The following is a 24,551-nucleotide window of genomic DNA, read 5'->3' on the forward strand; positions in this document are numbered from 1 at the left end:
TGTAAATTCGGATAGTCATTGCAATTCCGAGTAATCCGATATACAATGAAAAAAGTTTCATAGAGATGGGGGATAAGACATCATGCGTAAATATTTATCAGGGGTCATTATTTTGGCGTTGCTGACGATGATTGTCAGCGCGTGCGGCTCGGGAGACAGCTCCAGCAGTTCGTCTTCGAATACGGGCACGTCGTCCGATACGACACAAACGACAGACCAGCCGAAGGATGGCGGTAATTTGATTATTGGCGTTGCGGCCGATCCGGTCATTCTGAATCCGAACTATGCGGGCGACCGCGTCAGTCTGACGATTGACCAGGCGCTTTATGCACCTCTTTTCCAAGTAAACAACGGCAAAAAGACGTTTTATCTCGCGGACAGCCTGGAGCCGTCTGCAGATAAGCTGACGTATACATTGAAGCTCAAGAGCGGGCTGACTTGGCATGATGGCGAGAAGTTGACGGCCGATGACGTCGTGTTCACCATCGATAAGATTTTGGACGAAAAGCAAAACAGCATGCTCCGCGGCAACTTCATCATCGGCGGCAAGCCGATCCAAGCGGTGAAAGTCGATGATACGACGGTGGAATTCAAGCTTCCGCAGGTCAGTCCGGCTTTTGAAGCGACGCTGGTACAGGTAACGCCGATTCCGAAGCATATTTTCGAGAACGAGGCCGATATTGAGAAGAGTCCTAAGAACAACACGCCAGTAGGTTCCGGACCGTTCAAGTTCAAGGAATACAAAACCGGCGAGTATGTGACTTTGGACCGCTTCGACAACTACTTCGGCGGCAAGCCGCATCTGGATTCGATCACGTACCGCATTTCCAAGGATGCGAATGCATCGAACCTTGCGCTGCAAAACGGCGAAATCAACATGAAATACGTTGATCCGCAGGACGCTGCGACCATCGAGTCCACCGGCAATTTTGAAATGAAAAATTACAGCGAAGGACGCCTGTCCTACCTGATCTTTAACGAGAACAGCGACACCGGCCTGCTGGCCAAGAAGGAAGTCAGAGAAGCGTTGTCTTACGCTCTGAACCGTGAGGAGCTCATTCAAGTAGCTTACACTTCACCCGACTATGCCGATCCGGCCAAATCCTTCGTGACACCAGACGGATTGTATCATGATAACAACGTAACCACGTACGACAATGACGTGAATAAAGCGAAGGAGCTCCTGCAGGCTAACGGCGCGACAGGCAAAAAGCTGCGCATTATCGTTTCCGGCGGCAACAAGGCCCAGGAAGCCATCGCCCTCTATGTTCAGCAAAAGCTGAAGGACGTTGGCGTGGAAGTGGAGATCCAATCCATGGACGCTTCCGCTTACAGCACGAAATTTACCGACCCGAAAGCCACCGATTATGAACTGGCCGTAGGCGGTTATATTATGGGCTTCGATCCGGACGCATACAGCATCCTGTACACTTCCGGTAGCGACTCCAACTACACGCACTATTCCGACAAGGAAGTGGATCAGCTGTTCACGCAGGGCGCCAGCGAAGCTGACGATGCGAAACGCGGCGAAATCTACAAGAAGCTGCAAGAAAAGATTGCTTCCGACGCGGTAATCTATCCGATCGCTTATACGAAGACCATCGTTGCCGTAGACAAGAAGTTCGGCGGTCTGGACGAAGCGGTATTGAAGCCGGTCGTGATCTTTGAGGATCCTTCCAAGCTTTACCTGAAATAAGAATTTCAGGTTTGGTGCTTTCATAGGCAGAAACGACAGCTGCGCCCCCAGGGTGCAGCCGTTTCTGTTCTGTTGGAATATGATCGTGACAGCAAATATCCTGTTCTTATTGTTCTTATCTGAATTAAGCTAGGAGACTATAAGCATGAGAAGACTGATCGTCAGAAGATTATTGCAAACCGTGCCGATGCTGTTTTTTGTGTCGATCGTCTGCTTCATTTTGGTGAAAGCGGCGCCCGGGGATCCCGTGCGTTCTTTTGTTACACCGAACATGCATGCGGCGGACATTGAACGCATCCGGCATAACCTCGGCTTGGACAAGCCTGCGTATATTCAATATTTTATATGGCTGAAGGAGTGCCTGACGGGCAATTTCGGCTACTCGCTCATCAATCATCAACCGGTGCTCGGGCAAATTCTGGATCGTCTGCCGGCGACGGCAGGTCTGATGGCCTCGGCCATTGCGCTGGCCGTTATTTTGGCCATTCCGCTCGGACTGTTGGCCGGGGCGAACCGCAGCCGCTGGGTGGATAAGCTGGTCAATATGATCGCCTATATCGGGATATCGCTTCCGCTCTTTTGGCTGGCGATCCTGATGGTCTATTTTTTCTCGATTAAAATGCACTGGCTTCCGAGCATGGGGATGCGCACGATCGGCACAAGCTCCGCGCTCGATATTATCAGGCACGGCATCCTGCCTTGCTCCGTGCTCGCCATCGGCTTTCTGACCGTGTATGTCAGATATATCCGTTCCAGCACGATCAGCCAGCTGAAGGAAGACTATGTGCAGATTCAATATGCGTTTGGCTCGAACAAACGGACGATCTTGTTCCGGCATGTTATGAAGCATGTGCTGCTTCCGATCATCACGCTGCTCGGCATGTCCATGGGCGACCTGGTCGCCGGGGCGATCGTGACGGAGACGGTATTTTCCTGGCCGGGCATCGGCTCGCTCGGCATGACGGCGGTACGGGGGATGGATTACCCAGTCATTATGGGCATTACGTTATTCTCCTCCGTCCTGCTGATTCTGGGTAACCTGCTCGCGGATATCCTGTATGGCATTGTCGACCCGAGAATTAAATCAACGAGGTGATCTCATGAAACAGAGTAAATGGGCTAATGTTGCCCGCGAGTTGAAGGGGAACAAGCTGGGGATCGCCGCCGTTATTCTATTGTTTGTGATTGCGCTGGCCGCGATCTTTGCCTTTCTGTCCTCCAGGGACCCGAACCAGCTGAATGCGCTGGAGCGCCTGAAGCCGCCAAGCAAGGACCATTGGTTCGGCACGGACGACTACGGCCGTGACACGTTCACTAGAGCGCTGTTCGGCGGCCGCATCTCCCTGATGGTCGGCGTGCTGTCCATGCTGTTCGCGACGGCGATCGGCGTGACGGTCGGCATGATCAGCGGCTATTTCGGCGGCTGGATCGACGGCCTGCTGATGCGTTTCGTGGACATTATCATGTCCATTCCTTCTTTCCTGATTCTGCTGCTGCTCAGCGTGTATCTGAAGCCGAACGTCGGCAGCATTATCGTGATTATTTCCCTCTTGATGTGGATGAGCATCGCCCGGGTGGTCCGGGCGGAGACGATGACGCTGAAAGAGAGGGAATACGTCCTGTATGCGAAGGCATCGGGGCAGAGCACGTTCGGCATTATCTGGAAGCATATTTTGCCCGGACTCTTATCCGTTGTGATCGTAAGTGCCACCAATAATATCGCTTCGGCGATTATGATGGAGTCGTCGCTGAGCTTTTTGGGCTTCGGCGTGCGCCAGCCGAATGCGACATGGGGAAGCATGCTGAACGGGGCTCAAGGGCATCTGATGGACGCTCCCTACATGGCTATATTCCCGGGCTTGCTTATTTTTGTCACCGTGCTTTGCTTTAACATCCTAGGAGATATTCTGCGCATCGGTCTTGAACCGAAGCTCGGCAAACGATAAAACGCCGCCTTGAGGCGAACGAGGAGTGAGAAGCCAATATGACCAAACAACTGCTGAATGTCGATGAACTTCAGGTCTCATTCCATACCCGGGACGGACTGAATCAAGCGGTACGCGGCGTCAGCTTCCACATGGGCGCGGGCGAAACGGTCGGCATTGTCGGAGAATCCGGCAGCGGCAAAAGCGTGACCGCCAAAGCCATCATGGGACTCATTGCGCCGCCGGGGAAAATTACGCACGGCAGCGTCACGTTCCAAGGGGAAAACCTGCTCGGGCTCAGCCAGAAGGATTGGCGCAAGCTCCGCGGCAACCGGATCGCTATGGTGTTCCAGGATCCAATGACCTCGCTGAATCCGGTCAAAACGATCGGTTTTCAAATGTCGGAGGTCATCCGGCGCCACCGGGGGCTCGGAAAAAAAGAAGCTATGCTGGAAGCGGTGGAGATGCTGCGGAAGGTGGGCATCTCCGAGCCCGAGCGCCGCGTGAAGCAGTATCCGCATGAATTCAGCGGCGGGATGCGCCAGCGGGTCATGATCGCCATGGCCCTCTCGTGCAATCCGGAGCTGCTGATTGCGGACGAGCCGACGACGGCGCTGGACGTGACGATCCAGGCCCAGATTCTCGATCTGCTCAAGAAGCTCAAGGACGAATCCGATACAGCCGTGCTGCTCATTACGCACGACCTCGGCGTCGTGGCGCAGGTATGCTCCCGCGTCGTCGTCATGTACGGCGGCATGGTGATGGAAGAAGGCACGGTCGAAGATATTTTCTACCGTACCGGTCATCCATACACGCAAGGGCTGCTCCGTTCGCTGCCGAAGCGCGTCGGCGCAAACCGGGAACGGCTCGTGCCGATCGAAGGCTCGCCGCCGGATCTGATTAATCCGCCTGCCGGCTGCCCGTTCCGGGACCGCTGTCCCTATGCGTTCGGGAAATGCGCGGAGCTGCCGCCGGTGGCCGAGCTGGGCGAGGGACACCGTTCCCTGTGCTGGCTTGTGCAGGACAAGGACACGCTGGCCGAGGCGCTGGCGGAAGGAGGGGCAGACCTATGAGCGAACAGATCATGGTCGATGTACGGAACCTGAAGAAGCACTTCAAGAAAGGACATGAAGTGCTGAAAGCCGTTGACGGCGTCAGCTTCCAGATCCGCAAAGGCGAGACGTTCGGGCTCGTAGGCGAGTCCGGCAGCGGCAAATCCACGGTTGGACGCTGCTTAATCCGGCTCTATGATTATACCGAGGGCGAGGTTTTCTTCGACGGGCAGAACCTGTCGAAGCTCGGCGACAAACAGCTGAAGCCTTATCGCCGCCGGATTCAAACCATTTTTCAGGATCCGTATTCTTCTTTGAATCCGGGCATGAATGTGCTGGATTTGATCGGGGAACCGATGGATATCCATGGTATTCATAAGAAGCCTAATGAACGCAAGGCATTCGTTGCCGACCTTCTCAAGAAGGTGGGGCTGAAGGAAGAGCATCTGTACCGGTTTCCGCATGAATTCAGCGGCGGGCAGCGGCAGCGCATCTCGATCGCGCGGGCGCTGTCGGTGCGCCCGGACTTCGTCGTATGCGATGAGCCGATTTCCGCCCTGGACGTGTCGGTGCAGGCGCAGGTCGTGAACATGCTGGAGGATCTGCAGGCCGAATTCGGTCTTACCTACCTCTTCATTGCGCATGACCTGTCGATGGTGCGGCACATATCCGACCGCATCGGCGTGATGTATAAAGGGCGCCTGGTGGAAGTGGCGGAGAGTGACGAGCTTTACGATAATCCGCTGCATCCGTACACGAAGGCGCTGCTGTCTTCGATTCCGATTCCGGATCCGCGTGCGGCAGGCGAGAACTTGGCGATCAAATATGAAGTACCCACGGCACAAGACGGCGCGGTGCCGGAGCTGCGGGAAGTTAGCCCGGGCCATTTCGTGGCCGATCATTAAGTTAGGGGAGGCGCTTTAAGTATGGAAGCCAAGCAACGCGTCAAACTATCCCAGTGGGATGCATTAATGCTGGAAGGACTGCGGGCCTACGGCTGGTCGGACGACGAGCTGCTGCAGCGGGTGCGTGAACGGAATCTGCCCGAGGACCACAGCATATACGAATTTGATTATCAGGCGCTGGCCGAGTTTGCAGCGGCGGACCTGGAATTGTTCGAGTCAGCGGTGAAGGATGGATATGTCATCAAGTACAACACGCTGGGCGGCCTTCGCTCCTGGATTGCGGTGGCGTACGGCTTAGAGCCGGTCGTCGTGCGGGAGCCGGGGCAGGAGATGGTCATCGCCGAGCTGACGGAAGCCCAGAAGGAGCGGCTCGAGTCCGTGATCTCATTCGGCTGGGCCATCCATGAGGATGCGGCTCGGCCCGGCGTGTACCGGATGGAGCCGATCCAGCGTTAATTCGGGCGCTTTCAATCGGAGCAGCCGATAATTAACTGAGCCTAAATGCGTTTTAAACACAAAAACCTGCCCTTTTGGGCAGGTTTTTGCTATTTTTCGTTCGTGGAATGTCTGTCTCACTTATATGCCATACTTCACGGCCATCGCAGCAATATGCCGTTTTAGCTCCTCAATCACTTCCGCCGGTTCGATCACCGTGACGCTGCTGCTGAAGCCCAGTATGTTTTGCATCGCCTTCTCCATCGAGGAATAATGAGCAGTGACGAAGAGCGACCCATCCGGCTGATCGTGAACCCGGTCATACCCGAATTCATCCCGCACGCGGGTTTTCACACTCGGATGAAACTGCAGCAGGGCACGGACCCTCTTGAAATCGGCCTGGCTCATAAACTGCTCTTCCACATCCTGCAGCGTATAAGGACGCCGAAGAAAGTTCTGCGGCAGGCTCTCCAGCTCTGTCATGCGTGTCATTCGGAATACGCGGATATCGGAACGTGTCAGGCAGAACCCATAGAGATACCAGACATATCCCTTCAGGAACAGTCCCATGGGCTCGATAGTCCGGTCGGATTCGTTCCCTTTATTGTCCAGATACCGGAAGCGAACGAGATGCTGCGTTTTGACGGCTTGCTGCAGGGGGAGGATCTTCTCCTTCACCATCGGTTCCGGCTGGAAATCAAGATCGATATGTCCGCTTCCGAGCCCGAGCGTGCTGTCAGGTGAGGGCATGAGCGCCCCGATCCGTTCCAGCAGGCCGTCAATATCCGTGCTGTCCGTGGCCGAACGGGCTCCGCGAAGCGCGGAGCAGATCGAAGCAAAATCATCCAGCGACAAGACTTGTTTGTCAATGCGGTAGCCCGACATGATTTCATATCCCCCGTCGGAACCCGCATAGGAAACGATCGGGATCCCGGCTTGATTGATGGCTTCCATATCTCGGTATATGGTCCTGAGGGAAACCTCGAAGCGTGCAGCCAGCTCGGTTGCACTAACTCTGGGCTGATTTAACAAAATCATCGTAATGGCGAGCAACCGGTCCAGCTTCACGCAAACATCCCCCCACTTGAGCTTCATCTTGGCTTATGGCATGGCTACCTCTTTAATTCTGCGGCTTAGGCTCAGGACCTGCTGCATTCCCATAAGAAGGCGATATTTCGTCTCTGAACCGGCGGAAAAACTTCCGGATGTCCGTGGCCAACACGGCAGGCTCATCCATGGCGGCGAAGTGAGTGCCGCGCTCGAATTCCGACCAATGTACAATATGGCTGTTGTCGCGCTCGGCGAAGCGGCGGATGGACTTGAAATCGTTGCCGAACACGGCTACCCCGGTTGGAGCGGCATTCACGCCTTGGGCGGCCTCCGCATTTCGGATATTTTCGTAATAAATGCGCGCCGAGGACTCTGCGGTGTTGGTCAGCCAGTACAGCATGACGTTGGACAAAAAGGCATCACGGTCGATAAAGTCGACATGGTCTCCAAAGCCATTGAACAGATCCGCGATCCAGGCGAGCTGTCCGGCGGGAGAGTCCGCCAGACCGTAAGCGAGCGTCTGCGGACGGGCCTGCTGAATTTGGTTAAAGCCAGCACGTTTGAAGAACTGGCCCAGAAATTGCAGACGTCTTTGGTCCTCTTCCGTCAGGCCGGCCATTTCGGCCGGATCACCGGATGGAAAGGAGAACAGCTGCAATACGTGGATGCCGAGCAGGCCTTCCGGCTGCTGCATTCCCATCTCACGGGATACGAGAGAACCGCAGTCGCTGCCATGCGAGCCATATTGCTCGTAACCGAGACGTTTCATCAGGGTATCCCATGCTCTGCCGATACGGGAGATGTTCCAGCCGGCGTCAAGGGCAGATCCGGAGAACCCGAAGCCCGGGATGGAGGGGATAACCAAATGAAAAGCATCGGCCGCATCGCCGCCGTAGGCGCGGGGATTGGTGAGCGGTCCGATCATTTCCAGGAATTCAACGACGGAACCGGGCCAGGAGTGCGTCAGGATGAGGGGGAAAGCACCGGGCTCGGGGGACTTGATGTGAAGATAATGAATGTTGGCTCCATCGATGGTCGTCATGAACTGCGGATATTCATTCAATCGCCGTTCATGCTTGCGCCAGTCATAGTCATGTTCCCAATAGGCTGCAAGCTCTTTTACGTAATCAAGGGAAACGCCGTACTTCCAGCCTGCTCCGGGCAGTGCGTCGATCCAGCGGGTACGGGAGAGACGGTATTTCAAATCATCCAGATCGTCTTGCGGGATATCGATACGGAACGGGCGGATGTCGCTTTCTTGAGCTTCAAGATTTGGGTTTGTGATTGTCATGGGAATGGCCTCCTCGATTTTTCGAAATGGATGAGGTTAACTTATATATCCATCTTAATTCATCCACCCTGACAGCCTTATGTCAGGGTGGTGAGGAGGCGAGGATTGAATTCGCTTTTTTTGCAAAAATAATATTAGCTCGGCGCGGCTGCCCAGAGAGACGACGATGCCGGCTGCAAGCCTGTCGGTGCTTGGAACCTGGCGGCCGATCGCGTCCGCCAGCCCAGCAGCCAGCCTCCAAGGAGGATTGCTATGGAGGATTCGGATCGAATCATTCGGGATGATAGAAGAACCTCTATTTGATCAGATTATAGGTGACGCACATCGGCTTATCCGTTCTCGGATCGCGTCCGATGGCCGCATCGATTTGATACACCTGCTGCAGGACCTCCCGCGAGATCACTTCCTCGCCGCTGCCGGTTTTAACGATCTCCCCGTCTTTAAGGGCGATGAGATAGTCGGCGAAACGTGCAGCTTGGTTGATGTCGTGAAGCACCATAACGATGGTGCGCTGCTGCTCCAGGTTCAGCTTCTGCAGAAGCTCCAGCACCTCCAGCTGATGCGCCATATCGAGGTATGTCGTCGGTTCATCAAGGAAAATAATATCGGTTTCCTGGGCTAGTGCCATCGCGATCCAGACCCGCTGCCGTTGTCCTCCCGAGAGGGTGTCGACGGAGCGGAACTTGTAGTCCTTCGTCCCCGTTTTTTCGAGCGCCCAGTCAATGACCTCATAATCCCGGGTTGTCAGCCGCCCGAAGCCTTTTTGGTAAGGAAATCTTCCGTAAGAGACCAGCTCCCCTACCGTCAGGCCTGCTGCGCTTTCCGGCGTCTGCGGCAGGATGGCCATTTTGCGGGCCAACTGTTTCGTGTTTTCTTTGGCAATATTTTCGCCGTCGAGAATAACCGCTCCGGCCTGATGCGGGATGATCCGTGTGATCGCCTTCAGCAGCGTGGATTTGCCGCAGCCATTCGAGCCAATGATCGCGGTGATTTTTTTGTCGGGAATGTTCACACTGAGATTTTTTACAATGGAGCGTTCGCCGTAACCGATATTCAGTTCCGTTGTGTACAGCCGAACCATGACTTGCCCCCCTATATAAATGGTTTATTTTATTTGAGAAAATAAGTGATAATGATTCTCAATATCGTTAAAAGAATAAGTTGAAAACAGATTAATGTCAATACAATCTTGAAAAGTCAGCGCAACAAGTGTATATTTACTTGAGAATGAGAATTGTTATCAGTTATTGTGATCGTGAAGAATAAATTTCTGAGGAGCGAGCGGGAATGGTTCAAGAAGAAATTTTCGATATGACAGTGATCGGCGGAGGTCCGGCCGGACTTTATTCCGCATTCTATAGTGGTCTTCGAGAGATGAAGACGAAAATCATTGAGTTTCAGCCGATGCTTGGGGGCAAGGTTCATGTATATCCGGAAAAAATGATCTGGGACGTCGGCGGCTTGACGCCGATGCCTGCCGCGAAGCTGATCGAGCAGTTGGTGCAGCAGGGGCTGACGTTCAATCCCGAGGTTGTGTTGAATGAAAAAATCGAATCCATCACGCGCAGCTCGGACGGGATTTTTGAGCTCCACGCCGCTTCGGGGCGCGTCCATCTCTCGAAAACCGTCATCGTGGCGGTTGGAGGCGGCATCCTGAACCCGCAGAAGCTGGATATCGAGGGCGCAAGCCGCTTCGAAGTCAGCAACCTTCATTATACGGTGAAGTCCCTGAAGCAGTTCAAGGATAAGACCGTCATCATTTCCGGGGGTGGCAATGCAGCTGTCGATTGGGCGAACGAGCTGGAGCCGATCGCGAAGAAGGTGTATATCACATACCGCAGGGAAGCATTAACGGGGCATGAGGCGACGGTGGGGCAGCTGCTGAACAGCTCGGTAGAATGCCTTGCACACACCTCCATTTCAAAGCTGCATGCACGCGGGGATCATGAGGTGATCGAGCGCGTGGAGCTGACGCATCACCAGACCGGTGAAGTGCTGGAGCTGGAAGTGGATGAGGTGATCATCAATCACGGCTACGAGCAGGACGCTTCCCTTTTGGAGAACAGCACGCTTCAGATCGAAATTGCGGAAAATTTCTACATCGCAGGCACGGCCAACAGCGAATCTTCTGTTCCTGGCCTGTACGCTGCGGGAGACATTCTGAAGCACGAAGGCAAGCTGCACCTGATCGCGGGAGCGTTCCAGGACGCGGCGAATGCCGTCAACAAAGCGAAGATGTTCATTCAGCCGGATGCCGAAGGATACGCCATGGTCTCCTCGCATAATGATCTGTTTAAGGACCGCAACAAAGAGCTCGTCAAAAAAATGATGGTCTAGGCCCGAATAACCATCTATCTTGATTTCGCATAGTTAAGCCAAGGCCAAAAGTCTCCTCCTATACGAGGGGGCTTTTTCTATATCTTGAAGTTGTTATTCGCTCACATTTTTGACTGGAGCGCTCGCTTTTTTCCAGAATAAATCATTAAGATTGGAATGAAAGGCTCATTTACTTATAAGTCTTTAGGAACCGGTTCCTTTAACTTTGTTAAAATAACTAAAAATTACTATTTTTTTAGATTTGCATATATAAAAAAGAACCCGGTTTGAGTTAAAATAAGGAAAATAGGACCTTATATCAGAGAAGGTATGACCGGGAGATAGGATGGAGAGATCATACGCTTGCACAACATAAGTAGTTCATATTTAGCAGGACCATACATCGATGTCAAACGAAGATGACAAGGGGAGAGCGTATGATGGTGAAGGAGCAAACGAGGTATTCCCGGCTTGCGAATATTACGAAGCTAATCAACACGAAGCTGGAATTACGAGAGGTACTGCAGCATGTTACGACGGCAATCTCAGAGGAAATCGTCCAATGTGATTCGGTAGGCATTTACTTGCCGCAGGAAGATGGGACTTTCAGAGGATATGTCGGCAAACCGGAAACCATTAACGGCATGACATTGGACATGCATATCATCGACACCCGAAATGATCTGCTCGCCAAAGAAGTGATCGAAACGCAGAGAACGATCTATATTCCCGACACATCACAGGATGAACGCCCGGATGCCTGGGCCATCGAGGGTTTTGAGATTAAGTCGCTCCTCGTCCTCCCCATCTCGTATGAGAAGGAATTGTTCGGACTCGCCTTCTTGTTCGATTACGGCATTCCGATGAACCTGACGGAGTCGGAGATTCAAACCGTCGAGGCTTACGTGAATATGGCGGCCGTTGCGATCCGCAATGCCAACAACTTGACGCACAAAGAGAATTTGATCGCCGAGAAGCAGCTCCTGCTCGATGTGACACGCAATCTTTCAATGTGTTCTACGATGCAGCAAGGACTGGACACGAGCTTTTACTATATTGCAAAAGTACTCAACAACTACAATGTCGGTGCGCATCTGCTGGATCCGCTGGCAGGCAAAAGAATCAAACCGGCCAAGCTGAGCAAGGACAGCGACTGGACCGAGGAAGACTGGATGCGGACGCATCAGAAAATCAAGATCGATCCGGAAAACGACGCCGTTTTCCAAGAAGTGATACGCACGAAGAAGGTTATTATCATTCCGGATGTGTTCGAGGACAACCGGCCGAATCATGATGCCTGCCGCGATTTTGGCATCAAAGGGATGTTCATGTTCCCGCTCGTATCCATGGGCGAGGTGCTTGGCGTCATTGCCGTCGTGAATCTGGGCGACAAGCCCATCGTCTATTCCGAGGCAACGATCCAGCTATGCCAATCCATTGCGGAAGCGACCGCTTCAACGCTGTCGAATCTGCTCTATATGGAGAAGCAGGAGGTCATTATCGAGGAGAGAACGTCGGAGATTACCGTCAAGAACCAGGAGCTGGAACGCGTTGTTGCGGAGCTCCAGCACTTGAGCCGGGAGAAGGAGCTGATCCTCAACTCCGCGGGCGAGGGGATATTCGGTCTCAATTTGGAGGGCAAGATTACATTTTGCAATCCGGCCGGTGAGGCGATGCTGGGCTACGAAACGAAGGGCGAGCTGATCGGGCAGCCGGGGAGCATTATTTTCAATGGCAAAAAAGCCAAGATCGAATCGGACAACGGCAGCAGCCAGCGCTCATGGAGCATCGGCCATACCGACGACCGGTTTTACCGCAAGGATAATACCAGCTTTCCCGTGGAATACGTCATCTCCTCCATCAAGGAAGGGGAGGACATTGTGGGTGACGTGGTCACCTTTAAGGACATCACGCAGCGCAAGCAGATGGAAGAGGAAATCAAGTACCATGCGTATTTTGACAGCGTGACGGACTTGCCTAACCGGGTGTTGCTCAAAGACAGGCTCAATCAGGGCATCAAGTATGCCCAAATGAATGGGGGAAAAGTAGCGCTCCTGTACCTGGATTTGGACCGTTTCAAGTTCATCAACGACACGCTGGGGCATTCTTACGGGGATCTGCTGCTGCGCGACGTAGCCAAACGCCTGAGCGCCTGCATCCCGAAAAGCGCGACGGTTTCGCGCCAAGGCGGAGACGAATTCACCATCTTTTTGCCGAACAGCAAGAGCCGTAAAGAGATTCTGAAGGTCGTCAATCAGGTCGTTTCATCGTTCGCCGAGCCCTTCTACGTCAAGGATAACGAGGTGTACATCAAAACAAGCATCGGGATCAGCCTGTTTCCGGATCACGGCGATACAAGCGAAACGCTCATTAAAAATGCCGACACCGCCATGTACAAATCCAAAGAGATTTCGGGCAACAGCTATCATTTCTTCAGCTCAGGCATGGACACGCGCACCTTTGAAATCGTTAAATTCGAAAATGCCTTATATAAAGCGCTCGACCAGAACGAGCTGATGATCTATTATCAGCCGCAGATTAACTATGAGACCAATACGATCGTCGGGGTAGAGGCGCTCCTGCGCTGGAATCATCCGACCGAGGGCATGGTGTCGCCGGATGAATTCATTCCGATTGCGGAGGAGACGGGCCTGATCGTTCCGATCGGGGAATGGGTGCTGCGCAATGCCTGCTTGCAGATTAAGGAGTGGCACCGCAAGGGCTTCCCGCTCATCAGCGTGTCAGTGAATCTGTCTGTCCGGCAGTTCGAGCAGGATAATCTGTTCGGGATGGTCAAGAGCATCCTGAAAAAGACCGAATTGGCGCCAGAGTATCTCCATTTGGAGGTAACCGAGAACCAGATCATTAAAAATTCCGATATTACGCTCAAAACGATGGAGCAGTTAAAGGGCCTCGGCATCAGCATTGCGATTGACGATTTCGGTACAGGCTATTCCTCGTTGGGTTATTTGAAAAACTTCCCGATCAGCACACTGAAGATCGATAAATCCTTCGTGCAGGACATCATTCAGGATGAAGACAACGCGGCGATTACGAACACGATCATTACCCTGGCCCAGAATCTGCACCTGAACGTGATCGCCGAAGGCGTCGAGACGAAGGAGCAGGCTGAGTTTCTGGCTGCGCGCAGCTGCTATTTGATGCAGGGATATTATTTCAGCCGCCCGATGAAGGCGGAGGATATTGCCGAATTATACCTATCCTGTGGAGTGAACTGAGACCCCGGGTATCGGTTCACTCTGTTACACCATAGATAAATAAGAATTTTTAGGAGGTTTTTTATGAAAGCAGCTCGTGCAGTACTAGAGTATCTGAAGGGACAAGGCGTCAGACATATCTTCGGCATTCCTGCCGGCTCGGTCAATGTGCTGTTCGACCAGTTGGTGGAGATGCCTGAAATTACACCGGTGGTCACCAAACATGAGGGGGCCGCGTCGTATATGGCGGCGGCTTATGCCAAATATTCGAATCAGATGAGCGTCGTCATCGGCTGCAGCGGGCCGGGAGGAACTAATTTGGTCACCGGCGCTGCCAATGCGATGCGCGAGCATTTGCCGGTATTATTCCTGACGGGCGCGGTTCCGGTGAATACGCTTGGGCTCAACGCCTCGCAGGAGCTGGACGCCGAGCCGGTATTCCGTCCGGTGACTAAATACAGCGTGATGGTACGCGAATCGAAGGATCTGCTGGCTGAAGTGGTCAAAGCGGTGGAGATCGCCATTTCCGGCGTGCCGGGTCCGGTCCATGTCGCGATGCCGATCGACGTGCAGCAGGGCGAGATCGATCATCCGATCATTCCGGCACCTCCGAGAAGAGCGCCGATGGTTCCGGAACTCGACGTCATCAAACGGGTGGCGGAGGAGCTGGTGCAGCGGGAAAAAGGCTATATTTTCGCGGGTCAGGGCGTCCGCGGTTCGGTCGATCAGCTGCTGGAGCTGGGCGAACTGCTGAATTGGCCGATTCTGACCTCGCCGCAGGCCAAGGGCTTTTTCCCTGAAGAGCATCCGCTTTCCGCAGGCGTTTTCGGCTTCGCCGGCCACGAAGGGGCTTCGGCGCTGATCAATGAAGGAGACGGACAAGCTCTCCTGATCATCGGCTCAAGTTTGGGCGAAACTGCAACAAACAACTGGAATATGAATTTGACGAAGAACCGCTTCTGCGTGCAGATGGATTTTGATGAGACGGTGTTCAACCGGAAATATGAGATCGACATTCCGGTGCTGGGCGACATCAATCTGAGCCTGATGTTCCTGATGGAGGAATTGAAGGCGCTGGGCCTGCCGAAGGCTGGCGCAGCAGCCCTGGAGAAGCCGCAGGAGTACAAGGTAACGGAGGAATACAACACACAAAACGTGCTCAAAACCCTTCAGCAGCACCTCCCTGCAGACACGCGCTATACCGTGGACATCGGAGAGTTCATGTCCTACGTCATTCACTATATGAAGGTGCTGGATTATAACACTTTCGATATAAACGTTCACTTTGGTGCCATGGGCAGCGGCATCGGCTCGGCGATCGGGGCGAAGCTCGCCGATCCGGACCGTCCGGTGGCATGCATTACGGGTGACGGCTGCTTCTTCATGCACGGCATGGAGATTCTCACGGCGAAGGAATACAAGCTGCCGATCCTGTTCGTGATCATGAACAATGCCCGTCTTGGTATGGTGTATCATGGACACGAGCTTCAGTATAAGCGATCGCATGCTTCCTTCGGGCAGCAGCCGATCAGTATCGCCGCGATGGCTGCCGCGATGGATATCCCGAGCCTTCGGGTGAACGAGCTGACCGACTTGAGCGAGGATGCGCTGCGCAGCCTGATGAATACAGGCGGGCCGGCGGTGCTCGAAATGGCGCTGGTGGACAACAACACGCCGCCGATGGGCGACCGGGTGAAGTTTCTGTCCTCGTTTGGCAAATAGGAAGAATTAAAAAGGCTCCGATCCATCATGGATCGGAGCCCTTTTTGTGGAGTTGAAAGCGGTGTACCCTGGCCGCAGGCATCATCACTCATGCAGCACTAGGTTAAAGCCCGGACCGCTGCCATGATGGCGCCCATCGTCTGTCCTTTGAACGCATCCGGGATGGCTTGTCCTTGCGGATGGGCATAACTGTAGCCGTTGTCTTCTGCGTCAAAACGATATCCCAAGCCTTGCAGCGCATGCTGCAGGTCCGCCGGCAGCTTGTCCGTTCCCGTGTGCTCCTTGTAATAATCGGTCGGATGCACGTGAACGTCCACGTCGCCTGCGCCGGTATAGACGAGGAAGAGGTCATCGTCATGCCGCACGATCCATTGACCCTTGGAGTACAGTGAAATTCTCGCTTTTCCCATCGATGAAATCGCGTCAAGGTTGACGCCGAACAGGTGATTGAGCAGGCTGCGGATTTCCGGGCCGCTCCAATCTCCGCCGCCGGCCAGCCGGGAATCGATGATGAAGCGGGGCTGGAGGCTGCTGGAGCGCGCGGCTTCGGCCTTCGCAGCTTCGGATGCCGCCAGGGCTTCCTCTTCTCCTTTGCTTAACAGTGAAACCGAATCCAGGTCGATTTCAAAAATGCGCAGCACGGCCTCGTGGATGACGTCACCCGTGATTTCACCTTCCAGCGATTGCAGGTATGCATCCATGATTTGAGCTTTGCTCATTTCGCTTCTACGTTCATCCAGCTCGGAAGAAGATGCGCCGGGCCATTCCCGGGCAAGCGTTTGGTTTACGCCTTCGAGGATGGCGTTATTGGCGTTTAGTGGATTCATAGGGCCTCCATAAGTGTTCATTATTCATGATTAATTGTTAAAGTTATCCATTAAGGGGATTGATTTTATTATAACGGAATCTGAGGCGTCCACAACCCCGATTGTCAGGAGCAATTGCCTGGGCGAATGCATACAGTGAGATAGACATGAACCTAGAGGAGGCACCTGACTTGAACGTTGATCTGACATCCCCGTCTCTGAATCTCAGCGCGGATTCCAATGAAGTTGTGACGTACCGCAGGGATTCGCGGAATTATATTACCCAGCTGTTCGGCGCACAGCTGCCGGCGGTTCACACGGGCTTTTTTAATGTATCGATGAGCCAGGGTATGATGATCAATCCGCATTGGCATACGAATGTGAATGAGCTGGTGGTGGTCATTACCGGCGAAGTGATGACATCCGTGTTTAACCCGTTTACGCAAAAGCTGATGACGTACCGGCTCAAACCCGGTCAGGTATCCCAGCTTCCGAAAGGCTGGTTCCACTGGATCGTTTCGCTCACGGACCATACGTTCATCATGACGATATTCGATCAGCCGACGCCGGATATCGTGTACGCTTCAGACTTCCTGCGCTTTACGCCAAAGGAAATTATGAACCGTGCATATTGCGTCAATCCGGAAGAGTACGCCAAGGCGGTGGCGCCCATAACGCAGTCGGTCATCTTGGGTCCGCCTGTCGATTGTGTTAACCGCGAGCTTCCGTCCCTTTCCGAGCCGCAGCCGGAATTCGTTCCGCCCGTCTACCCGGGTTTGCAGATGGAGCAGCCGTTGTTCCAGCCGCAAAATCCTTACGGACCAGGGCCTGCCCAGCCGTATCGCTTCGATCCGAACCGCTTCTGGTAACGAATACTTAGGAAAGAAGGGAGGGGGACCCCTCTCTCTTTTTTGCTGTCCTGAAATGTCCGCTCCGGTTATTTTGCGAAATAGCGGTTGTTCGTCCGACATTTTACTCTTATAATATGGTAATACGGTACCTGAATAAAGCGATAAAATAGATGGATAGAGGAGCACATCATGAAACGAATAGCAGTCATAGGCAGCAGCGGCGGCAATTTATATAATTTGGGCGGCAAAGATCCGGACAAGCTGATGGGGGAAATCGCGGCGCAGTGCAAGGGAGCGGGAGTCGAGATCAGCGGAGTGCAGTTCATTGCGGCCTCGGAGTCCATGGATACGGCTAAAGAGAGCACATCAGCAATTCTATACGGTTGGGATCCGGACGAGAACCGGCTGATGAAACGGACAGCGGGATCCTTGAGCGAGGTAAACCAGGCCGCAGCGGAAATCGACCATGAGATGGCCGGCTTAATCCGTGCAGGGCAGGTAGACGGCTTGATCGTAATGAGCGCAGATTCGGAAGTGGCGAACCGTTTCACGATCGAAGCGGCGGCGGAGCTCCACATTCCGGTGGTAGGCACCGGCGGCACCTCCATGGCTTTAATCAGCTCCAAGGGAGCGAATGTGATCGCGACTTCCGGCACGACGGGGACGACAAACCGGACCCGGGCAGTGTCGTTCGTCACCTCGCTTTGCAAGCATTGGGGAATAAAATATGTGCCCGTGCTGGGAAGCCCGGGCGCGGGGAAGCTGACGGCTGCCAACAAGCCTTGGCGGAGAGTCAATCTGAAGGGCATCATGCAATCCTCTCTGCCCGGCTTTATTGCCATGGCAATCGTGCTGGCGCTCAGCCAGATTCCAGCCTTGAAGGGCCTTAGTGAAGTATTCGACGTCATGCTGAAGGCGCTGCCGGTTGTTCTGGCCGTGATCGCGGCCAAGCAGATTTCCGACATGGACGAGGTGTCGATCGTTGCAGGGGTCATCGCCGGCGCGCTATCCATCAACGGCGGCATTATCGGGGGCATCCTCGGCGGAATAGGTGCTGGACTGCTCGTGCAGTTCCTGTTCGTCAAATGCGTGCAGTGGAAATTCCCGATGACGACCGTCAATATCGTGGCCGGCGGCTTCGCCGGTCTGATCTCCGGACTGATCATGTATTATCTGATTGCTCCCTTTGCGCTCCAGGCTGGGGAATTCATCAAATATCTGATCAATGAGGCGATTTCCTTCAATCCGATTGTAGCAGGCGTCATCGGCGGCTTGCTGATCTGGCCGGCCATTCTGGGCGGCGTGTATCACGCGGCGATCCTGCCAATCGTTCTGCTCGAAATGGAGAAGACAGGCAACAGCTTCCTGGGCGCAATCGACATGGTCGGACTGGTCATGGTATCCGCCGGCATCACGCTTGCGAACATTGTTGCCCCAAGGGATAAGGGTGAGGCGGCTGTCGCGGCGCCGGGCTTTCTGATCAATATGGGCTTCGGCACATTCGTGGAGGCGGCGTATCCATTCATGTTCTCGAACAAATGGGTTTTCGCGGGGGCGATTCTGTCCGCGGGCGTTGGCGGCGGCCTGGTCGGCGTTTTTAACGTTCGGGGGACCGCATATGTGCCGTCCTTTATGGGGCCGCTGCTCTCCAACAACGTCATCGGATTTACCCTTTCCATGGCGGTGGCCCTGCTGCTTGCCTTCGCAGTGACGCTGGTGGCCAACAAGGCGGCGAGAGTCCGGAAGCAAGCGCAAGGAGATGTGTCAGCTCAACAATCGGCATAACATTCGGATAAGACATTTTGCTGCAAGAAAAACCCGGATGCCCTGGTGACAAGGCTGACCGGGTTTTTGCACTTCAAAATAAGGGGCTGCTATGTATTTGAGTCATTTTATTGACGCCGATACGAAGCAGCGGCCTGCTGCAAGCTTTCGTCATCCTCCCTTGTTCGGAAAGAAGGTTTTTATGTTGCTTAACGGGATGGATCGCAGCCGTCTGGGCAGCATCTTGAGCCGGTAGTGAACCCAAGCCCCAAAATAGAACCCTGGGAGTCCCCGGATTCCTTCGATTATCGGCGGGACGATTACGGCAGGGCAGCGATCTGGCGCCTGGGTGAGCTGGGAAAGAATTGTCTGGAGGAGCTAAGCCGTTGGAGCAGCCAGACGGATTAACAGCATTGGATACAACGCTACAAAGCGCTAATGCCGTTTAAGAGATTGGCCGCATGCGTGGAAAAGCTGAAATCCCCCATTACGGGGGATTTTGTGTTGTGTTCCATGATGCGTGTCAACGGTGACGGGCAGCTTAGCGGTCGCCCGGGATGCTGGGCAAAGAAGCGATCCGCTAACGGCGCCGCCGCCCGCCGCCCTGTTTCCGCAGCTTGTTGACGGCCCGGCCTCCTTGTCCGCCGCCAACCGCCTGCTGCTGTTTGGTAAAGGGGCTCTCGATGGCAGCATTGGTACCGCCGGTGCTGTATTTGCCGGCGCCGCTTGCGATCTGCGTGGCCGAGGCAGCCCTTTGGTTCCGCGGGAGCTTCACGACTTGATGGTTTATGATGAATACCGCCTCCTTGCGGCGGCTGCGGTGCCTTTTCCCGGAGGGGGAGGCATGAAGCGGATGGAGGACTTTTTTATCCAGTATATTTTTGGCTTTGCCGCCGGCTCCGATGCTCTCCTGCTGCTGCGTGAACGGAGACTTGATGGCTGCGTTGCTGCCGGCTGCACTGCTGCGACCGGCGCCGCTTGCGATCTGTGTGGTATTAGGCGCATTCGTAAACTGGTCATTAATGACGAACACAAACTTATCGAACTTGCGGAGCGGAACCCGCGTCGACATTTGCTTGCCGTCCCTAACCAGCGTGACGATCAGCTCATCTGGATCCATTACAACACGACCTTTCTTGTAGATTTCATCATGGTGGACATATCATTAGTAAATGATGAGATTTCTCAGGCGGTGAGGGTCGCTGCCTTGGCGTATCGAATTTTATGGGACAACAAATGGGAGAGTGCCCCCAGCCTGGATTTGCAGCCCTGTTATCGCCGGTGGGCTTCATTGACAAATAGCCGGAGAGAACGTATATTCACTAAAAACAACGGCTGCCGCTGCGGCGGGAGTCTGACATAGCTAGGTTTTATACATATTTTTTAAGACATCCGAGGTGTGGTTAATGAATGGTTTGATCGGATTGCTATGCTTGATCTGGGGCTTTAACTGGGTGTTCATGAAGCTGGCGAACGGCGTTTTTCCGCCAGTGCTGTTTGCCGGTTACCGGTTTGCGCTGGGAGCTCTCGTGTTGATAGCGGTGTGCATCGTGAAAAGGGTGCCGCTCCCCCGGCTGCAGGATTTGAAGTGGTATGTTCTTTGCGGCCTGCTGCAGACGATGTATTTTAATTTGGCCATTCAGTTGTCACTCGAAGATTTGAGCGCGGGGCTCACTTCGGTGCTGACTTACAGCATGCCGCTGTGGCTGACCTTGATGGCGCACTTCTGGCTGCCGGGTGAACAGCTACGCGCGCGTAAATTGCTGGGAATCGTGGTCGGCATCGCCGGATTGTTCGTGGCCATGGATGCGCATTGGAGCGGGAGCACGCCTGCCCTGCTGCTGGCTGTATCCTCGGGACTGTCCTGGGCGATAGCCAACCTGCTGGTAAAAAGGAAGCTGGGCCATTGCGACATGCTGCAGTTTACGACATGGCAGATGATTACCGGTGCCGCGGGACTGCTGCTATACTCCCTCATGTTCGAGCATGGGGAAAGCCACTGGGGAGTCATGCCTGCGGTATATGTGCTGTTCTCGGGTATTGTCGGCTCGGCGCTGGCTTTTGTGACCTGTCGAAGGTGGAGGCAAGCAAGGCATCCATCTCACTGCTGCTCGTACCGGTTATCGGGGTGGTATCGGGCGTATTGTTCCTTGATGAGAAGCTCGGCATGATTACGGTCGGCGGGATTATGCTCGTGTTATTGGGCATCTGGCTCGTGAACGGCAAAAGCCGGACGAAGCATCCGGAGCTGCCGCTGCAAACGGGTTCGGAGCAGCAGAGCGAGATTATGAAATAACATCATTCAATCAGTGAAATTAAAAAAACAGGTGAAGGAGCGAATTGCAGATGAAATACCGCCGATTGGGAAATAGCGGCCTGGAAGTGTCCCTTCTGGGTCTTGGCACAAATGCGTTCGGCAAACGGGCCGATCAGGAAGCGTCCACGAGGATTCTTCATCAAGCGATCGATCAGGGCATCAATTTTATCGATACGGCCAATATTTATGCCGGCACGGAATCCGAGCGGATTATCGGAGAAGCGTTGAACGGGCGCAGACATGAGGTGGTGCTGGCCACCAAGGCGGGGCTGATCCGCGGGGAAGGTCCCAATAGCCGGGGCTCGTCGCGCTTTCATCTGATGCAGGAGCTGGACCAAAGCCTGAAGCGGCTCAAAACCGATTATGTGGATCTGTACCAGATCCATACGTTCGATCCGAATACCCCGCTTGAAGAGACGCTGCGCACCCTGGATGACATGGTTCGTGCCGGCAAAGTCCGCTATATCGGCGCTTCCAACTATGCCGCGTGGGAGCTGATGAAGGCGCTGGGAATCAGTGAAGCGAAGGGGTTAAACCGGTATGTGTCCACGCAAACGAGCTACTCGCTGGCCGACCGCACGCCGGAGCAGGAATTAGTGCCGATGTGCCTGGACCAGGGCGTGGGTATCATTCCGTATTTCCCTCTGGCCGGAGGAATCCTGACCGGCAAATACAGCTTCGCCGACCGGGCGCCGCTGCAATCGCGCGCGCAAACGGATCCGAGCTTCAACCGCTTCATAAACGACCGGACGCTGACGCTGGGCGAGGAGGTCAGCCGGATTGCTGAGGCATACGGCTGTACGCCGAGCACCCTCTCCATTGCGTGGCTGATGAAGCAACCGGCTGTTTCGACGGTCATTGTGGGCGCCACCCGGGCCGAGCAGCTGGATGAGAATTTGAAAAGCGTGGAGCTGGACCTGCCCGCCGAGGCGCTGACCCGCTTGAACGAGGTCAGCGATGCCTTCTTATACGGCAAGCCCTTTGCATCGTATCGCCTGTCTTAATCTCTGTTCCAGATGCTCCGCTGCTTCGATGTAACCTGACAAAGGTCACTCCGTAAAGCGCCGCTCCGATGAACGTTCGCCCAGACCCCTGCATAGCATATAGCACGACTTTGCAGCAGGGGAAGGGAGTGACCTTGGAAATGGTCATTCATTTAACGGCCATTCATCACGTATATCTGGCGTTCATCGTGTTCATTATGGCGCTGCTTATTCGGCGGCGGGATACGACGATGATTTGCGTGGCCGGGATTTTCGCGCTTGGCGTGCTGGCGACAGGCACGCTTAGCGGTTCGGTTTCCGGCATATTCAACTCATTCATTTATGCCACCAAAGAGCTGATGGGCACGATCATGATCATATCCATTATTGTGGCGATGAGCCGGGTGTTGATCATTACGGGCATCAACGAGGCCATGGTCGCCCCGCTCACACGCTTCATACGCACGCCGGCGCTGGCATTCTGGGGCATCGGCATCATTATGATGGTGACGTCCTGGTTTTTCTGGCCCTCGCCGGCGGTTGCCCTGATCGGCGCCGTGCTGCTTCCGGTAGCGATCCGCGTCGGCCTGCCCGCGCTTGGCGCCGCGATGGCGATGAACCTGTTCGGCCACGGCATTGCGCTCTCGGGCGACTATATTATCCAGGGGGCGCCGAAGCTGACGGCCGATGCGGCAGGTCTGCCCGTCACTAGCGTCATGGAAGCGAGCGTGCCGCTCGTCATCGTCATGGGACTCGTGACGACTGTAACCGCCTTCTGGATGATGCGCAAGGATATGAAGAACGGAACCTGGAGAGACGGCCTGGTTGCCGTCAAAAGCACGGGCAATGTTCTGGCGGCAGACGGGGCGGCAGACGAGATCAAGGTCGTATTGCCCTCCAAGATGAAAAAGGGGCTGGCCTTGGTTGTTCTGCTTCTGTTTCTGGCGGACGTGGTTGCGATGTTCCTGCTAAAGCTACAGGGCGGAGACGCCACCGCGCTTGTTGGCGGCACGGCCGTACTGATCTTGATCGCGGTTTCACTTCTTGCCCACAGAAATCAGGGGCTGGAGAAAATCACCACCTACCTGATCGACGGCTTTGTGTTCGGTTTCAAAATTTTCGCTCCGGTCATTCCGATCGCCGCCTTTTTCTATCTTGGCGATGCGGCGTTTACGGACCTGTTCGGCAAAGTGCTCCCCGAAGCGTCCCATGGCATCGTGAACGACCTTGGGGTCGCGCTGGCGGGCAGCGTGCCGCTGAACGGTGCGGTGGGCGCGGTGACATCGACCATTACGGGCGCGATTACCGGCCTCGACGGCTCCGGTTTCTCCGGCATCTCGCTCGCAGGCTCCATTGCCCAGCTGTTCGCGGCAGCGACGCATACGGGCGCGGCGACGTTAACGGCGCTAGGGCAAATCGCCGCGATTTGGGTCGGCGGCGGCACGTTGATTCCGTGGGCACTGATTCCGGCTGCGGCTATTTGCGGAGTCAGCCCATTCGAGCTGGCTCGCCGCAATTTGAAACCGGTGCTTATCGGGCTTATCGTTACAACCGTCGTGGCCATCTTCCTGATTTGATCGTGATATCAAACCTGAACGCGAAAAAGCACGATTTCAATGCGCGGTTGAAATCGTGCTTTTTATTCTAGATTATGAAGGCATCTTTCCATATTTAGTTGTTATTACCCCTGGCTTCCCCGCCTTTTCTACCGTTTTCGCGGTAAAAATCCTTGTCATGGTTTTTGGAAGTGGCTTCTCCGCCCTTTTCGCCGATTTCCTGATAGAATTCTTTGTCATGATTACGTGCCGTTGCTTCTCCGCCTTTGCGACCTGCTTCTTCTCTGGACATTTTGTCTGCCATTTTAAATCTCTCCCTTTTAATTGTATTTTTGCAATAATTTGCATCACCGCTACGTTATTTATATAACCGCGATCGGTGCGTATCAAACAAAAGCTTTGTTATTTCCTGCTTGAAAATGCTGGGAAGCGTGAATGCTTGGCAGGTGAGCGGTGGGTCCCGGAACCGGTAGTCTTCTATTACCCGTCTGTTCAGAATGCAATCGGAAATCGGGGAACGCCTGCCGGCTATCCGGGTTGTGGGCATTTCGAAAAAACAAAGTATCCATTTATTTACATACGAGTTGAAATGGGATTATATTATATATGTTGATAACGATGGACGACTTTGCCAGAGCCGGAGGATATACCTAATACACCTGAT

At 54.3% G+C, this 24,551-nt stretch carries 19 protein-coding genes and 2 pseudogenes; 15 read left to right on the forward strand and 6 right to left on the reverse strand.

All coding sequences use genetic code 11. The annotated features are described in order from the left end of the window. Nucleotides 1-82 precede the first annotated feature (82 nt). From PCH05_RS04710 to PCH05_RS04735, 6 genes are all read left to right on the forward strand, one after another. Entirely contained in the window at nt 83-1,696 is a 1,614-nt protein-coding gene (locus tag PCH05_RS04710; protein ID WP_127601177.1) for an ABC transporter substrate-binding protein, read from the forward strand. Between the two features lie 145 nt (nt 1,697-1,841). Further along, nucleotides 1,842-2,792 (forward strand): ABC transporter permease, encoded by a 951-nt coding sequence (locus PCH05_RS04715; RefSeq protein ID WP_127601179.1) that lies wholly within the window; start codon nt 1,842-1,844, stop codon nt 2,790-2,792. A gap of 4 nt (nt 2,793-2,796) precedes the next feature. Then, nucleotides 2,797-3,642, forward strand: a complete 846-nt coding sequence (locus tag PCH05_RS04720) for an ABC transporter permease (protein ID WP_127601181.1) — start codon at nt 2,797-2,799, stop codon at nt 3,640-3,642. A gap of 38 nt (nt 3,643-3,680) precedes the next feature. Further along, nucleotides 3,681-4,694 carry an ABC transporter ATP-binding protein gene (locus tag PCH05_RS04725; RefSeq protein ID WP_127601183.1) on the forward strand — a complete coding sequence of 338 codons (1,014 nt, stop codon included), beginning with the start codon at nt 3,681-3,683 and terminating at the stop codon, nt 4,692-4,694. After that, on the forward strand, nt 4,691-5,578 hold the full coding sequence (locus PCH05_RS04730; protein WP_127601185.1) for an ABC transporter ATP-binding protein: 888 nt from the start codon (nt 4,691-4,693) through the stop codon (nt 5,576-5,578). Before PCH05_RS04725 ends, PCH05_RS04730 begins: the two co-directional genes overlap by 4 nt. A 21-nt stretch (nt 5,579-5,599) precedes the next feature. Then, a complete protein-coding gene (locus PCH05_RS04735) occupies nt 5,600-6,034 on the forward strand; it encodes a hypothetical protein (RefSeq protein ID WP_127601187.1) in 435 nt (144 codons plus the stop codon). 120 nt (nt 6,035-6,154) lie between these two features. Here PCH05_RS04735 and PCH05_RS04740 read toward each other — a convergent pair whose 3' ends face one another. The 3 genes from PCH05_RS04740 to PCH05_RS04750 all read right to left on the reverse strand — a co-directional run bounded on the left by PCH05_RS04740 (nt 6,155) and on the right by PCH05_RS04750 (nt 9,435). Continuing rightward, nucleotides 6,155-7,108: a helix-turn-helix transcriptional regulator gene (locus PCH05_RS04740; RefSeq protein WP_246049359.1), complete on the reverse strand. Its 954-nt coding sequence runs from the start codon at nt 7,106-7,108 to the stop codon at nt 6,155-6,157. A 25-nt stretch (nt 7,109-7,133) separates the two neighbouring features. Further along, nucleotides 7,134-8,354, reverse strand: coding sequence for an epoxide hydrolase family protein (locus PCH05_RS04745; protein WP_127601189.1), 1,221 nt, complete (start codon nt 8,352-8,354; stop codon nt 7,134-7,136). A gap of 295 nt (nt 8,355-8,649) precedes the next feature. After that, on the reverse strand, nt 8,650-9,435 hold the full coding sequence (locus tag PCH05_RS04750; protein WP_127601191.1) for an ABC transporter ATP-binding protein: 786 nt from the start codon (nt 9,433-9,435) through the stop codon (nt 8,650-8,652). A gap of 206 nt (nt 9,436-9,641) precedes the next feature. On the opposite strand from PCH05_RS04750, the gene PCH05_RS04755 reads away from it, so the two are divergent. The 3 genes from PCH05_RS04755 to PCH05_RS04765 all read left to right on the forward strand — a co-directional run bounded on the left by PCH05_RS04755 (nt 9,642) and on the right by PCH05_RS04765 (nt 15,610). After that, nucleotides 9,642-10,691 carry an NAD(P)/FAD-dependent oxidoreductase gene (locus PCH05_RS04755; RefSeq protein ID WP_127601193.1) on the forward strand — a complete coding sequence of 350 codons (1,050 nt, stop codon included), beginning with the start codon at nt 9,642-9,644 and terminating at the stop codon, nt 10,689-10,691. Between the two features lie 419 nt (nt 10,692-11,110). Beyond that, complete coding sequence (locus tag PCH05_RS04760; RefSeq protein ID WP_127601195.1) at nt 11,111-13,909, forward strand: bifunctional diguanylate cyclase/phosphodiesterase; 2,799 nt, start codon at nt 11,111-11,113, stop codon at nt 13,907-13,909. A 63-nt stretch (nt 13,910-13,972) separates the two neighbouring features. Continuing rightward, nucleotides 13,973-15,610, forward strand: coding sequence for a thiamine pyrophosphate-binding protein (locus tag PCH05_RS04765; RefSeq protein ID WP_127601197.1), 1,638 nt, complete (start codon nt 13,973-13,975; stop codon nt 15,608-15,610). A gap of 98 nt (nt 15,611-15,708) precedes the next feature. On the opposite strand, the gene PCH05_RS04770 is transcribed toward PCH05_RS04765, so the two are convergent. Continuing rightward, complete coding sequence (locus tag PCH05_RS04770; RefSeq protein ID WP_127601198.1) at nt 15,709-16,437, reverse strand: hypothetical protein; 729 nt, start codon at nt 16,435-16,437, stop codon at nt 15,709-15,711. Between the two features lie 170 nt (nt 16,438-16,607). Between PCH05_RS04770 and PCH05_RS04775 the strand changes: the two genes are divergently transcribed. Together PCH05_RS04775 and PCH05_RS04780 are read left to right on the forward strand one after the other, a co-directional pair. Beyond that, nucleotides 16,608-17,285, forward strand: a complete 678-nt coding sequence (locus PCH05_RS04775; protein WP_307719507.1) for a cupin domain-containing protein — start codon at nt 16,608-16,610, stop codon at nt 17,283-17,285. Between the two features lie 171 nt (nt 17,286-17,456). Further along, entirely contained in the window at nt 17,457-19,052 is a 1,596-nt protein-coding gene (locus tag PCH05_RS04780; RefSeq protein ID WP_127601203.1) for a PTS sugar transporter, read from the forward strand. Nucleotides 19,053-19,611: 559 nt separating this feature from the next. Here the strand turns inward: PCH05_RS04780 and PCH05_RS04785 are convergent. Then, nucleotides 19,612-20,151: a hypothetical protein gene (locus PCH05_RS04785; protein WP_127601205.1), complete on the reverse strand. Its 540-nt coding sequence runs from the start codon at nt 20,149-20,151 to the stop codon at nt 19,612-19,614. A 340-nt stretch (nt 20,152-20,491) separates the two neighbouring features. Here PCH05_RS04785 and PCH05_RS04790 point away from each other — a divergent pair. From PCH05_RS04790 to PCH05_RS04800, 4 genes and pseudogenes are all read left to right on the forward strand, one after another. Beyond that, nucleotides 20,492-21,192: pseudogene (locus tag PCH05_RS04790) on the forward strand (DMT family transporter); the annotation flags it as partial. A 6-nt stretch (nt 21,193-21,198) separates the two neighbouring features. Further along, nucleotides 21,199-21,327 carry a hypothetical protein gene (locus PCH05_RS27875; protein WP_443093730.1) on the forward strand — a complete coding sequence of 43 codons (129 nt, stop codon included), beginning with the start codon at nt 21,199-21,201 and terminating at the stop codon, nt 21,325-21,327. A gap of 50 nt (nt 21,328-21,377) precedes the next feature. Next, entirely contained in the window at nt 21,378-22,352 is a 975-nt protein-coding gene (locus PCH05_RS04795; protein WP_127601207.1) for an aldo/keto reductase, read from the forward strand. A 140-nt stretch (nt 22,353-22,492) separates the two neighbouring features. Continuing rightward, entirely contained in the window at nt 22,493-23,908 is a 1,416-nt protein-coding gene (locus tag PCH05_RS04800; RefSeq protein WP_127601277.1) for a hypothetical protein, read from the forward strand. Nucleotides 23,909-24,005: 97 nt separating this feature from the next. Here the strand turns inward: PCH05_RS04800 and PCH05_RS04805 are convergent. Beyond that, nucleotides 24,006-24,191 (reverse strand): annotated as a pseudogene (locus tag PCH05_RS04805) (KGG domain-containing protein); the annotation flags it as partial. Between the last annotated feature and the right edge of the window lie 360 nt (nt 24,192-24,551).

Source organism: Paenibacillus chibensis (assembly GCF_004001045.1).
Taxonomy (GTDB): Bacteria; Bacillota; Bacilli; order Paenibacillales; family Paenibacillaceae; genus Paenibacillus_AQ; species Paenibacillus_AQ chibensis.